The organism is Vibrio sp. QJM3NY_39, assembly GCF_057785895.1.
Genome location: NZ_CM173505.1, coordinates 3,164,010 through 3,176,393, shown reverse-complemented (window position 1 = coordinate 3,176,393; position 12,384 = coordinate 3,164,010). Strand labels below are relative to the sequence as shown.

The 12,384-nt window shown below is 45.0% G+C and carries 13 protein-coding genes; 7 read left to right on the top strand and 6 right to left on the bottom strand.

Going from position 1 to position 12,384, the window contains the following annotated elements:
- Window positions 1-66: 66 nt before the first annotated feature.
- The 3 genes from dnaG to rpsU form a co-directional block, all read right to left on the bottom strand.
- Entirely contained in the window at window positions 67-1,830 is a 1,764-nt protein-coding gene (gene dnaG, locus AC3CHU_RS14090; RefSeq protein WP_488524766.1) for a DNA primase, read from the bottom strand.
- A 119-nt stretch (window positions 1,831-1,949) separates the two neighbouring features.
- Window positions 1,950-2,393 (bottom strand): GatB/YqeY domain-containing protein, encoded by a 444-nt coding sequence (locus tag AC3CHU_RS14085; RefSeq protein WP_488524765.1) that lies wholly within the window; start codon window positions 2,391-2,393, stop codon window positions 1,950-1,952.
- A 25-nt stretch (window positions 2,394-2,418) separates the two neighbouring features.
- Complete coding sequence (gene rpsU / locus AC3CHU_RS14080) at window positions 2,419-2,634, bottom strand: 30S ribosomal protein S21 (protein ID WP_004396009.1); 216 nt, start codon at window positions 2,632-2,634, stop codon at window positions 2,419-2,421.
- A gap of 258 nt (window positions 2,635-2,892) precedes the next feature.
- Between rpsU and tsaD the strand changes: the two genes are divergently transcribed.
- Together tsaD and AC3CHU_RS14070 are read left to right on the top strand one after the other, a co-directional pair.
- The gene (gene tsaD / locus AC3CHU_RS14075; protein ID WP_004735972.1) at window positions 2,893-3,909 is read left to right on the top strand and encodes a tRNA (adenosine(37)-N6)-threonylcarbamoyltransferase complex transferase subunit TsaD; all 1,017 of its coding nucleotides are present in this window, start codon (window positions 2,893-2,895) and stop codon (window positions 3,907-3,909) included.
- Between the two features lie 179 nt (window positions 3,910-4,088).
- Window positions 4,089-4,904 carry an alpha/beta fold hydrolase gene (locus AC3CHU_RS14070; RefSeq protein ID WP_488524764.1) on the top strand — a complete coding sequence of 272 codons (816 nt, stop codon included), beginning with the start codon at window positions 4,089-4,091 and terminating at the stop codon, window positions 4,902-4,904.
- A 92-nt stretch (window positions 4,905-4,996) separates the two neighbouring features.
- Here the strand turns inward: AC3CHU_RS14070 and plsY are convergent, their stop codons facing one another.
- Window positions 4,997-5,593, bottom strand: coding sequence for a glycerol-3-phosphate 1-O-acyltransferase PlsY (gene plsY / locus AC3CHU_RS14065; RefSeq protein ID WP_004735970.1), 597 nt, complete (start codon window positions 5,591-5,593; stop codon window positions 4,997-4,999).
- A gap of 138 nt (window positions 5,594-5,731) precedes the next feature.
- Between plsY and folB the strand changes: the two genes are divergently transcribed.
- Genes folB through AC3CHU_RS14050 form a run of 3 tightly spaced genes read left to right on the top strand, consistent with a single transcriptional unit; the run spans window position 5,732 to window position 7,389 of the window.
- Window positions 5,732-6,091 carry a dihydroneopterin aldolase gene (folB, locus tag AC3CHU_RS14060; protein WP_488524763.1) on the top strand — a complete coding sequence of 120 codons (360 nt, stop codon included), beginning with the start codon at window positions 5,732-5,734 and terminating at the stop codon, window positions 6,089-6,091.
- Window positions 6,088-6,570 (top strand): 2-amino-4-hydroxy-6-hydroxymethyldihydropteridine diphosphokinase, encoded by a 483-nt coding sequence (folK, locus tag AC3CHU_RS14055; RefSeq protein WP_488524762.1) that lies wholly within the window; start codon window positions 6,088-6,090, stop codon window positions 6,568-6,570. The genes folB and folK overlap by 4 nt, the downstream gene beginning before the upstream one ends.
- Window positions 6,571-6,585: 15 nt before the next feature.
- The gene (locus AC3CHU_RS14050) at window positions 6,586-7,389 is read left to right on the top strand and encodes an undecaprenyl-diphosphate phosphatase (protein WP_004735967.1); all 804 of its coding nucleotides are present in this window, start codon (window positions 6,586-6,588) and stop codon (window positions 7,387-7,389) included.
- Between the two features lie 99 nt (window positions 7,390-7,488).
- On the opposite strand, the gene AC3CHU_RS14045 is transcribed toward AC3CHU_RS14050, so the two are convergent.
- Entirely contained in the window at window positions 7,489-8,805 is a 1,317-nt protein-coding gene (locus AC3CHU_RS14045; RefSeq protein WP_237291160.1) for a multifunctional CCA addition/repair protein, read from the bottom strand.
- A 36-nt stretch (window positions 8,806-8,841) separates the two neighbouring features.
- Here AC3CHU_RS14045 and AC3CHU_RS14040 point away from each other — a divergent pair, with 36 nt between their 5' ends.
- Both AC3CHU_RS14040 and AC3CHU_RS14035 read left to right on the top strand, forming a co-directional pair.
- Entirely contained in the window at window positions 8,842-10,512 is a 1,671-nt protein-coding gene (locus tag AC3CHU_RS14040; RefSeq protein ID WP_488524761.1) for an ExeA family protein, read from the top strand.
- The gene (locus AC3CHU_RS14035; RefSeq protein ID WP_488524760.1) at window positions 10,512-11,495 is read left to right on the top strand and encodes a general secretion pathway protein GspB; all 984 of its coding nucleotides are present in this window, start codon (window positions 10,512-10,514) and stop codon (window positions 11,493-11,495) included. Before AC3CHU_RS14040 ends, AC3CHU_RS14035 begins: the two co-directional genes overlap by 1 nt.
- 129 nt (window positions 11,496-11,624) lie before the next feature.
- On the opposite strand, the gene AC3CHU_RS14030 is transcribed toward AC3CHU_RS14035, so the two are convergent.
- A complete protein-coding gene (locus tag AC3CHU_RS14030; protein WP_054547835.1) occupies window positions 11,625-12,236 on the bottom strand; it encodes a TIGR04211 family SH3 domain-containing protein in 612 nt (203 codons plus the stop codon).
- Between the last annotated feature and the right edge of the window lie 148 nt (window positions 12,237-12,384).

The following is a 12,384-nucleotide window of genomic DNA, read 5'->3' as shown; positions in this document are numbered from 1 at the left end:
GTTGCATTCTCAAATGCAAACCAATTATGTTAACAAATTTCTTAAATGCTGACTAATCAAACAGGGTTACGCTTTTAGATCTCGCATTAAAGCGAGTAGCTCCCTTTTTTCTTCGGCTGATAAACCGACACTTCTTGCTTTGGCCTGCAGGTTTTCAATTTGTTTTTCAACGCATTGGGCAAGGATATTGTCCAATGAGTCTAAAAATATGTCTTCTTGATTGTCTTCGTCGAGGGGGATTTCCCAGCTCGCGAGACGAGACAGAAGTGCCTCATGTTTGTTCTCTCGCCAATGTTCTAATAATTGGCCTGTGCTGATATGGGGGTTCACTCGGCAGATATCAAGTACTTCGATGAATAAACTTAGTCCTGGCAACTGTAAGCCTTTGACACTTGATAAATCCGGTACCATATCAGCATAGCTCGGATTTTGGATAAGCAAAGCGATAACTTCACGCATTGGAGTGCGCTTTAGCTCTTTATGTGGTTGAGGTTTATTGTCGCTATTAACCTTTAATAAAGCATTGAGAAACTTTTGAAGTTGGAAATCACTCCACCCCGTACCTAAAGCAAGTTCTCGCCATAAATATGCTTTTAAAGAAGGATCTTGAGTCTTATCTAGTAAAGGGGCTGCATTAGTAGCAACATAAGTTCCCCAACGTCGCGAGTCAGTATCCGGAGCGTCTTTTTTTATCTCAGTTAATAAAAAGTCGATTAACGATTCCGCATTTTTAATTTCATTTTCAAATGCGGCTTTCCCATTTTCTCTTATGTAGCTATCAGGATCATCACCATCAGGTAGGAATAAAACCTTTAGTACTTTGTTCGCATTAAGGAACTCTAATGCGTTTTCCATAGCTCTTCGTGCGGCTTCTCTGCCTGCTCGGTCACCATCGTAACAACAAATTACAGTATTAGTTTGTCTGAATAGTGTTTGCAGTTGCTCTGTACTTGTTGCTGTGCCAAGCGATGCTACTGAATAATCGACATCGTATTGCGCGAGTGCGACAACATCCATATAACCTTCAACCACAAGTATTTGCGGCGGTTCTCGGTAGGCCTGCATCACTTCATAAAGGCCGTAGAGCTCTTTGCCTTTATGGAAAATTGGCGTTTCAGGTGAGTTCAGGTATTTCGGTGTGCCGTCTTCTAAGATGCGACCACCAAAACCAATGACTCGACCACGACGATCGCGAATCGGGAACATCACGCGTCCACGGAATCGATCGTATCGGTTGCCTTTATCGTTTTCTATCAACATGCCGCCAGTAACGAGCATGTCTTGAGCTTCTTTTTGTTGGCCAAAGTTCTTACGAACCAAGTCCCATTCATCAGCGACGTAGCCAATCCCAAACTTCTGTACGATTTCACCAGAAAGGCCGCGATTTTTTAGGTAATCAATCGCAGGCTTGTTCGCTGAGATTTTTAGCTGAGAGCGGTAAAAATTACTGATGCCGCCCATCAAATCGTAGAGGTTACGTTTTTGTTCGCTGTTGGCTCTTGGCGCCGTGGATATTTCACCGCTGCGCTGTTCTCTAGGAACATCAAGCCCTAAAAATGAGGCCAGCTCTTCAATCGCTTCAACAAAATCGAGACGTTCGAACTCCATAATGAAGTCGATAGCATTGCCGTGTACGCCACAACCAAAGCAGTGATAAAACTGTTTTTCTTGGCTTACGCTGAAAGAAGGGGTCTTTTCGTTGTGAAATGGGCAACAAGCACCATAGTTTTTGCCTTTTTTCTTAAGTTTCACGCGTGCGTCCACAATATCGACAATGTCGAGACGCGCTAGGAGATCATCGATGAAACTACGCGGGATGTGTCCTGCCATAAAACCTTAGAAAAATGCACTAACTGAGAGTGTGGATAATAATAGTTTGAATAGGTTACAGATACAAACAAGCCGTGCGTTCCGAAGGATTGCACGGCTTGTTGCAATTTGATTTGGGATTAAGCGAGTTTAGAACGAACTAAACCACTAACTTTACCCATATCTGCACGCCCTTGAATTTGTGGTTTCAAGATAGCCATTACTTTACCCATGTCTTGCATGCCCGCAGGTTGAGCTTCCGCGATTGCGCTATCAAGTAGTGCAATAACTTCTTCTTCAGTTAGCGGTTGAGGCATAAAGCCTTCAAGTACCGTAATTTCTGCTTTTTCCACGTCAGCAAGATCTTGACGATTTGCCGATTCATATTGAGCAACAGAATCGCGACGTTGCTTAACCATTTTAACTAATATAGCAATAATGTCGTCGTCGTTCAGAATGATCCGTTCGTCAACTTCACGTTGCTTAATTGCTGAAAGAGCTAAGCGGATAGTGCCAAGGCGCGGTTTGTCCTTGGCTTTCATCGCTAATTTTTGCTCTTCTTTGAGTTGTTCAATAAGAGCCATAACTCAGTCCTTATGGATTAAGTTATTAGTACAGACGAACGCGACGTGCGTTTTCGCGAGCTAGCTTTTTAGCGTGACGCTTTTGAGCTGCTGCTTTAGCGCGTTTGCGAACTGTAGTTGGCTTTTCGTAATGCTCACGACGACGCACTTCAGAAAGGATACCTGCTTTTTCACAAGAGCGCTTGAAACGACGTAGTGCAACGTCGAACGGTTCGTTTTCACGTACTTTAACTATTGGCATATGCCTTTCACCTCAGGGGTTATTCATTATCGCTGGTTACTCAGTACCAAATCAGAGAAGTTACCCATCGAGCTAACTCTCTATTCGCGTTTGGCCATTAACCAGCTTGATCAAAAATGGTGCGGAATTTTAATCCGATCACAGTGGCTTTGTAAAGCACTTTGTCGATTATAGTCTGTACAATATTTGTTTGAAGAGCTTAGGCAGGGTAATATTGCGCTAATTTCCCATTTTAGACGAAAGCGTGCCGAGAAAATTATGCGCATTATTGGTATTGAAACCTCTTGTGATGAAACAGGAATCGCAATTTATGATGATGAGCAAGGGCTGCTTTCTCATCAGTTATACAGCCAAGTAAAACTGCACGCCGATTACGGTGGTGTGGTACCTGAGCTAGCGTCGCGTGACCACGTAAAAAAAACCATTCCACTGATTAAAGCGGCATTGGCAGAAGCGAACCTAACGTCGAAAGACATTGATGGCGTGGCTTACACAGCAGGTCCCGGTTTGGTTGGTGCATTGCTTGTGGGTGCAACGATTGGTCGCAGTATTGCTTATGCGTGGGGCGTGCCTGCTGTGCCAGTGCACCATATGGAAGGTCACCTTCTTGCGCCAATGCTAGAAGACAATCCTCCACCATTCCCATTTGTTGCTCTGCTGGTTTCTGGCGGTCATACCATGATGGTCGAAGTAAAAGGCATTGGTGAATACCGAATCCTTGGTGAATCGATTGATGATGCGGCGGGTGAAGCGTTTGATAAAACCGCGAAGCTGATGGGCTTAGATTACCCGGGTGGCCCGTTGTTATCTCGACTTGCAGAAAAAGGGACTCCGGGGCGTTTTAAGTTCCCACGTCCAATGACCGATCGCCCAGGGCTAGATATGAGCTTTTCTGGTTTGAAAACGTTCGCGGCAAATACCATTCGCGCTAATGACAACGATGACCAAACTCGTGCTGATATTGCTTACGCGTTCCAAGAAGCCGTTTGTGCGACCTTGGTAATAAAATGTAAGCGTGCTTTGGTAGAGACGGGCATGAAACGTATCGTGATTGCTGGCGGTGTTAGTGCCAACAAACAGCTACGTATTGAGCTTGAAGCGCTGGCCAAGAAAATCGGTGGTGAGGTTTACTACCCACGAACTGAATTCTGTACTGATAACGGTGCGATGATTGCTTACGCAGGTATGCAACGCCTTAAAAATGGTGAAACGGCTGATTTGTCTGTTCATGCTACGCCGCGTTGGCCAATTGACCAACTAGAGCCAATTGCGTAACCAGTAGCAATCGTTCAACGAGAAACCGTCGATCAACAAGAAACCGTCGGTCAACAAAAGCTAAGCGCAGAATAAACCAGTGTGTTTCGATAAACGGTCGCCTTGTGCGGCCGTTTTTATATCCTAGCTTACCGACTATATGTCGATAAATAATTGCTAATAGAGATTAGGGAAGAACAATGAACAAGTTTACAGTAGACAATCAGTCGATGGCGTACCTAGATGAAGGTCAAGGCCCTGTTGTTGTGTTAGGTCACAGCTACCTTTGGGATAGTGCAATGTGGAAGCCGCAGATCGATGCATTAAAAACTCAGTATCGCTGTATTGTTCCAGAGCTTTGGTCTCATGGTGAGTCACAAGCTGCACCAGCTTCGATGCGTAACTTGAAAGATTACGCTCAGCACGTTTTGGCTCTGCTTGATCATTTAGAGATCGAAGAATTCTCTGTGGTTGGCTTATCGGTTGGCGGTATGTGGGGAACAGAGTTGGCGGAATTAGCTCCTGCACGAATCAAGTCCCTGGTACTTATGGATACCTTTGTTGGTTTAGAGCCAGAAGTTGCTCATGCTAAATACTTCAGTATGTTAGACACCATTACTCAAACCAAAATGGTTCCTCAGCCGATTGTAGAAGCGGTTGTTCCACTGTTCTTCGCCAATGATGCTCAAACTAACTCACCAGCTTTAGTGGAAGGTTTTACTCAGCAGCTATCGTCACTTAAGGGTGAGCAAGCTGAAGAAGTCGCACGAATCGGTCGAATGGTGTTTGGGCGTCGCGATATGATTGAAGCGGTAGAGAACTTTGCACTGCCAGTTTTGATTGCCGTTGGACAAGAAGATAAGCCACGTCCGGCACTTGAGTCATACCTAATGCACGATTGCATTACGGGCAGTGAGTTAGTGGTGATTCCTGGTGCTGGTCATATTAGCTCGCTAGAGCAGCCAGAGTTTGTGAACACAATGCTGAAGACGTTTTTAGATAAACATCTGCTGTAAGCTCTTAAAGGCTGAATAGTCTTGATCGACTGAGACTTGTGTCGGTTTAAATTTATCCCAGTTTAAAAATGATTCGGCTTAGACATGACAGTTTAAGCCGATTTTTTTTGCCCGAGTTTGGGTTCACTGCCATCGAGTAGGCGACGAATATTCTGATGATGACGTAGGACGATCAAACAACACAACATGGCCACAGGCAGTGTGTATTGAGGTTTGACTAACCAAGCGTAGAAAGGTGCGAGCAACACAGTAACCAGTGCCGCTAAAGAAGAATAACGAAACAAAAAAGCCACGACTAACCAAGTCGCCATGATCATGCCCGTTAGATCGAACCCAATTGGGGCGATGGCTCCGAGTGCTGTTGCGACGCCTTTACCACCTTTAAAGTGGAAGAATATTGGGTACATATGACCAAGGCATGCAGCAATCGCCACGACGCCTAAAATGATCGAGTCGATGTTGAGGTAGTAGCCAAGCCAGACTGGAATGGTGCCTTTAAGCATGTCACAAAGTAGCACGGCTGCAGCGGCGCCTTTGCCGCCAACACGCAGTACATTGGTGGCCCCTGGATTGTTGGAGCCTACCGTTCTTGGATCAGGAAGTCTTAAGACTCGGCATATCAAGACCGCACTCGAAATTGAACCTAGCAAATAGGCTGCAATGATCATGATAAGAGCCAAAGGGGTCATGTTTTTCCTTAAACGGTTATAAGTCTAACGATGGGAAAATAATGCTCAATCCAAGAGTAATTGATATCATATCTGGAATTACACGAATAATACGTTTTTTTCCCCCATATGGGTATCCGACCTCTAAAAGGACAAGTCATGGCACTGGATAAAGTTTTCATTGAACAGCTAGAAGTAATTACAACGATCGGTGTTTACGATTGGGAACAAGAGATTAAACAAAAACTTGTGCTTGATATTGAAATGGCTCATGACAACCACCCTGCTGGTAAGAGTGATGATGTTGTCGATGCTTTGGATTACTCAACAGTCAGCACTGCCGTACTTGACCACATTGCGAATGGCCGATTCCTATTGGTTGAGCGTGTAGCAGAAGAAGTCGCTGAATTAATCATGACTCAGTTTTCAGTGCCTTGGATTAAAATCCGTTTAGCGAAGCCTGGCGCAGTGCCACAAGCAAAAGCCGTCGGTGTGATCATCGAACGAGGTCAAGCATGACAATAGCCTATGTTGGTGTTGGCACGAACATAGACCGCGACAAGCATGCAAGGGTGGCATGGACAGAGCTTCAATCGTTAGGGACTAACCTTAAATGCTCTAAGATCTATCATTGTGAGCCTGTAGGGTTTGAAAGCCATTCGTTTTATAACTTTGTGATAGAGCTCGACACACCACTCTCATTGACTGAATTTTCACAGCAACTTCGTAAAATTGAGTTTAAATGGGGTCGATCTCAAGATGCTCATAAACTTCAAGATCGAAAGCTCGATCTTGATATTGTGCTGTTTGGAGACGTGGTTTCTGAAAGCGAACCAGAATTACCACGCAGTGATATCTATAAATATCCTTTTGTAACACAACCACTTTATGATCTGTGTCCTGCGAGAGTGATCCCGCAAGATGGAAGAACCGTCAGTGAAATATGGCAGAAGATGCAGCAATTAGATTCGCTCTCTGTCGTAGATATAAAACTATAATTTTTAAGGTAAGTAATGAGTTATTTTGAAGCGTTTATGTTGGCGTTGGTGCAAGGCTTTACTGAGTTTTTACCTATTTCCAGTTCTGCACACTTAATCCTTCCTTCTGCTGTATTAGGTTGGGAAGATCAAGGCTTGGCTTTTGATGTGGCTGTCCACGTTGGTACTTTGGCCGCAGTAGTTATCTATTTCCGCAAAGAAGTGGTCTCTTTGTTGAGCGCATTCTTTGGTTCCGTGTTTAAAGGTGATCGTAGTAAAGAAGCGAAGCTCGCGTGGATGATCATTCTCGCGACGATTCCCGCGTGTATCTTTGGGTTGTTGATGAAAGATATTGTTGAGCTTTATTTGCGTAGTGCGTGGGTGATTGCGACGACAACGATTATTTTTGGTTTATTGCTATGGTGGGTGGATAAGAACTCAAGCCTGCGTGATGACGAATACCAAGCGGGTTGGAAAAAGGCGCTGTTTATTGGTCTTGCTCAAGCCATGGCGATTATTCCAGGTACGTCTCGTTCGGGCGCGACGATTACTGCGGCGCTTTACCTTGGTTTCACACGTGAAGCCGCGGCTCGATTCTCTTTCCTAATGTCTATCCCAATCATCACTCTGGCGGGTGGTTACTTAGGTCTGAAGTTAGTGACCAGTGGTGACCCTATCCATGTTGGCACCTTGCTAACGGGTATCGTGGTTTCTTTCATCAGTGCTTATATCTGTATTCACTTCTTCTTGAAGCTTATCTCACGTATGGGTATGACACCGTTTGTTATCTACCGCCTGATTCTAGGTTTTGGTCTATTTGCTTTCTTGATGATGCAGTAGAATTCGACTTACGTAGACAAATGTTCCGCTCTACAGATTGAAACGAAAAACCCGCTTAGTCGCGGGTTTTTTAATGCATGGTAAGCAGCGCTATGGCGATTAATTATCAGCGATTTCTGATAGGGCATTTTCAATTGCGATGGATCTACGTTTCTCTTGTTCTTCTCGAATATCTTTACCTTGAAAACCATCGGCAATGATCACTTTGACTTCGACTTGAAGCGCTGCTTGGTAAGCGACTTCAAAACGCGCTTTCTGAGGGTAAGGCTGATCTTCTAACCCTTTACGACCAGCATGATCGGCTTGGCAGCAAAGCAGTATGTCGTTGAGCCTGTCTGGTTTACGCCAAACATCAAACTTGTTCAGAACCTTGAGAAAGGTGGTTGGCTTGAGCTCGCCTGCGCGATGGATATTAGAGTGTTGCTCGCAAACTAACAGTGCGAGATCTCTGAATTCATTGGGCACTCTGACTCTTTCACACAGCTTCTTAATGATTTTTAAGCCTGTATGGCAATGCATTTTGTGGCTTGGCCACTCACTTTCTGGCGTGACGCCTTTACCTAAATCATGTACTTGAGCGGCAAAACGCACGGGTAATGATGAGCTTAATCGAGCAGCTTGTTGAGCAACCATCAGAGTGTGGATGCCCGTGTCGATCTCAGGGTGCCATTTTTCAGGTTGAGGCACACCAAACAGCGCGTCAATTTCAGGCAACACAACAGCCAATGCACCACACTCTTTCAGTACAGAAAGGAACACTTCAGGATGCGGAGTGCTAAGGGATTTATGCCACTCTTGCCAAACTCGCTCTGCCGTAAGATGTGCCAGTTCACCGGATTGGACGATCTCGCTCATCATCACCATGGTTTCTGGTGCAACCGTAAAGTTGAGATGATGGAGTTTGGCGGCGAAGCGAGCCACACGCAGTACACGCAGAGGATCTTCAACAAAAGCATCCGAGACGTGTCTTAGAACACGATCAGAGAGATCTTTCTGGCCATGGTAAGGATCGTAAAGCTGGCCTTTATCGTCTTGAGCAATGGCGTTGATGGTCAAATCTCGACGCATGAGATCTTCTTCCAAACTCACATCTGGTGCAAAGTAACATTCGAAACCCGTATAGCCAGAACCTGATTTTCTCTCGGTACGAGCCAGTGCGTGCTCTTCTTTGGTTTTTGGGTGTAAGAATACAGGGAAATCTTTCCCGACAGCAGTAAATCCAAGGCTTTCCATTTCTTGAGGGGTACTTCCTACCACGACCCAATCTCTATCATAGCTATCAATATTGAGCAGTTTATCGCGTACCGCTCCACCGACAAGATAGCGTTGTACCCCATTCTCTTTTGGTAGGCTATCGAATATTTGCAACTTATCACCTCGAAATGTTTTATCACTGCTGGACTTTACTGCAAGCAATGGTACTTTCCATTAATCGTAATTATAGGGCAGCACATGTATAAGGAATATTTTGGCTTCGTTGAGATGCCATTTTCGATTGTACCAAATTCTCGCTACTTGTTTTTGAGTCAGCGTCACCAAGAAGCGATGCAGAACCTACAAGCCGGTTTAGGCGAAGGAGGGGGCTTTGCGATGCTTACTGGTGAAGTCGGTACAGGAAAAACAACGGTCGCCAAAGCGATGTTGTCATCACTCGATAATCAGACTCAAGCTGGCCTTATACTTAACCCTACGTTTTCCAATACGGATTTACTGGAAGCTATCTGCGATGAGTTTGAGGTCGAGTACCCTGAACAAGCATCGTTGAAACAGCTGAGTCAGGCCATTCATCACTTCCTGCTCGATAGTCATGCTGAAGGCATTCAAACCTTACTGGTGATTGATGAAGCCCAACATCTCGCAGCTGATGTGCTGGAGCAGCTGCGCCTTCTGACCAATTTAGAAACCGACAGTCGCAAGCTGTTAAAAGTACTGTTGGTCGGCCAGCCGGAATTACAACAGCACTTACAAACCACTCAATTACGTCAGCTAGCACAGCGTATTACAGGTCGCTATCACTTACTGCCTCTTAATACTGAAGAGACAGGCAAGTACATCGCGTTTCGTTTAGAAACGGCGGGTGGCGAGCAGATGCTGTTTTCGAATCGTTCAATCAAGTTGATCGCCCAATATACTCATGGTATTCCAAGGCTCATTAACTTGGTGTGTGACAAAGCCCTGCAATTGGCTTTTCATGATGGTGAGCCATTACCGAATAATGAAACGGTTAACCGAGCGTGTCAGCAAGTTATGTCGTTTCAGGCCGATGTGTATCATGTCGAAAAGCCTCGAGCTTCTCTCGTCGTACCCAAGTTATTCCAATACGCTGGGATTGCTACATTAAGTGTCGGCCTCGCAATGGCGACCTTTAATTTTGCTCCAAGCTATATCAATTCATGGCAGTCGGCTGAGACTTCAAGTGAAAGGAAAACAGAAGTGTCTGCACAGACTCAGCGCTCTTTGGTGGCGAATGAACCTCAGTTGGTTGCTGAGCCAAAACCTTCCAAGTTTGCTTTACCACAAGATATTCAACAGCACTTGATGCAGGGAACCAATCGTTCTCTCGCTATTAAGGACTTGTATACGCTCTGGGGATATCAGTCTTCACTGCGTGATGGCTTGTGCTTAAGTGAGCCGCAAAGTGTCTTTGTGTGCGAGCAACAACAGTCAAATTTGGATACATTGTTAGATCTTGGCGTACCCGTGGTCCTTAATCTGAATATCGTTCAAGAGCCAGTGTTTGCTGTGCTTTATGGTGCGTCTGAGGAGTCTGTCGAGCTCCTCGTTAACGAAAAGCTTTTGGTGATGCCTAAGCGTACCTTAAAGAAAATCTGGCAAGGTGATTATGTCGCGATTTGGAAACAGCCACTCAGAGAGACGCTCAAAGAGGGTTATCAAGGTGAGGCGATTGCACTACTTGATCTGCTATTGTCTGAAGTTTTGGGTGAAGACGTATCGGGCAGTGATGTATTTGACTATGAGTTAAAAATGAAAATTGAAGCGTTTCAAATGTGGCAAGGCATGTCAGTCGATGGCATTGCAGGAAAACGCACGCTGGCAAGATTACAAAGATTGGCTCAACTCGACTCGCCTAAGTTGATGTCACTCGATGGAGGCGCAAGTTAATGTCACGCATTATGCATGAGCTTAATCAGTCGTCTGCTAAGCAGCCGCCTCTTAACCAAGCGTCTCTTAAACAATCATCTTTTAATAGCCCCAGCTTCAAAGGCTACCAAAATCATCATGTGCCAAGTTCTGTTACAGGGATTAGCAATAAACGAGGCTCATCGTTAGGCATGGGGTTACTCCTTATCTTGGTGCCTTCTTTGTTGGTGGGTGGTGTTCTGGTTTATCAATCGTATAACCAACAACAAAACTCGGCTAGCCATGCTGCCTATGTCGCTCTGCCTGAATCAAAATCTCAATCAGACCTAGAGCCTCAAATCGCTGATGCAGATATAAACAATGTGGATGTTGTGTCAGTGGATGCAGAAGATGAAATATTATTCGCTGTTCGCCCAGCACCAGTAAGCCAACCTTTGAAAGCATTGCCACGCCAAGAGGTGTATGCGCAGATTGGCTCTGAAAGTACGAATGTCGCTGGTGGAGCTATTGTGCCTGTGGCTAGTTCAGAGAGTCGTGCGCGAACATCAGAAGAGTCAGAGTTATCACTAGCTCAGCAAGAGGTTCAGCCAGGTGTAAGCAATGAGAATACGGCTCTGCAATCGGACAGTGATTTACTGCAAGGGCTAGATCTCAGTGAGTTACCACCTGATTTGGCCTTAAAGCTTGAATCAATGATGGGTGAGCAACAAAGCGCACCTGAGCCAATGGACTCACGTCCAGCAGGGCAGGTAGGGTCTCAGGTCATAGAGTTAGAGTCTCACAGCAATAGTTTATCTGGGGTATTACCTAAGCTAGACCTGCAAACTCACATGTATTCGAGTAGTGAAACCAAGCGTTGGGTAAAAGTGAATGGCCAAGAAGTGGCGCAAGGAGATTGGATTGGACAAGACATTCAATTACTGGAAATTAAGCCACAATCAGTGATTATCGAGTTCAATCAACAGAAAATAGAAATCCCCGCTCTGTACGAGTGGAAAGGCTAAAAGCTAGATAGCCCCAGAGACTTAGAGAACAGACAAATAAAAAGGAGCACCGAGGTGCTCCTTTTTGATATTCGATACTGAATTTACTCTGTTTAGCGCAAGATAAGCCAAACAGGTAGAGTGACCAGCTTACGACCAGCCGTTTGGTGACTTTCTGCGACGAGGTATAATGTGTGGCAGGACAAGACCAAGAAGTAGACCAATACCAGCAACACCACCACCATACATAAAGTATTTCAGTAGTAGATCATCTTTTTGAGTGTCTAGCTTAGCGCGTAGCTCACGGTTCTCTGTTTGAGAGCTCGTAAGTTGTTGGCTAATCTCGCTGTAGTTTTGCTCAAGTTCAGAAATTTGCTTGTTACGAGAGTCTAGAGAGCTCGCTAGGCCAGCTTTTTCGCTGTCAGCACTTTGACGTGCATTCGCTAGCTTGCCTTTAACTTCAGTTAGCTCTTTCTCTAGCTTAGGCATACGCAGAGCCATGCTTTCTTGAGTGCTTACAAACTTACTTTCTACCCAGCCTTTACGGCCGCGGCTGTCTTGAACCTGGGTGTAACCCGTGCTCTTGTTAGTTTGTAGGTAAGTAATCTTTTCACCAGCATCAACACTACCGATGATACGGAATGTGTTGTTTGGGCCAGAATGCATATAAGTAAATAGTTTGTCAGCAATATAACGGTCTTGTGCAAAGGCAGCTGGAGCCGCAAGCATTGCGAGCAAAACTAAGCTAATCAGTTTTTTCACAGTAAATCCCTTAACGATTCAAATTGGGTAGGCGTATGAGTCAGCCTCAATGAGCAAATAATATTTAGTTTCTTTATGCGGTGCAACAAAGAAGGGAGGCAAAGCCTCCCTTTCTGTGCGTTTGAGTCAATAATGACATGGTATTTAC

Bases quoted from the DNA above. Each gene is read 5' to 3' on its own strand.
- dnaG (WP_488524766.1), bottom strand. From the start codon at position 1,830: ATGGCAGGACACATCCCGCGTAGTTTCATCGATGATCTCCTAGCGCGT.
- AC3CHU_RS14085 (WP_488524765.1), bottom strand. From the start codon at position 2,393: ATGGCTCTTATTGAACAACTCAAAGAAGAGCAAAAATTAGCGATGAAA.
- rpsU (WP_004396009.1), bottom strand. From the start codon at position 2,634: ATGCCAATAGTTAAAGTACGTGAAAACGAACCGTTCGACGTTGCACTA.
- tsaD (WP_004735972.1), top strand. From the start codon at position 2,893: ATGCGCATTATTGGTATTGAAACCTCTTGTGATGAAACAGGAATCGCA.
- AC3CHU_RS14070 (WP_488524764.1), top strand. From the start codon at position 4,089: ATGAACAAGTTTACAGTAGACAATCAGTCGATGGCGTACCTAGATGAA.
- plsY (WP_004735970.1), bottom strand. From the start codon at position 5,593: ATGACCCCTTTGGCTCTTATCATGATCATTGCAGCCTATTTGCTAGGT.
- folB (WP_488524763.1), top strand. From the start codon at position 5,732: ATGGCACTGGATAAAGTTTTCATTGAACAGCTAGAAGTAATTACAACG.
- folK (WP_488524762.1), top strand. From the start codon at position 6,088: ATGACAATAGCCTATGTTGGTGTTGGCACGAACATAGACCGCGACAAG.
- AC3CHU_RS14050 (WP_004735967.1), top strand. From the start codon at position 6,586: ATGAGTTATTTTGAAGCGTTTATGTTGGCGTTGGTGCAAGGCTTTACT.
- AC3CHU_RS14040 (WP_488524761.1), top strand. From the start codon at position 8,842: ATGTATAAGGAATATTTTGGCTTCGTTGAGATGCCATTTTCGATTGTA.
- AC3CHU_RS14035 (WP_488524760.1), top strand. From the start codon at position 10,512: ATGTCACGCATTATGCATGAGCTTAATCAGTCGTCTGCTAAGCAGCCG.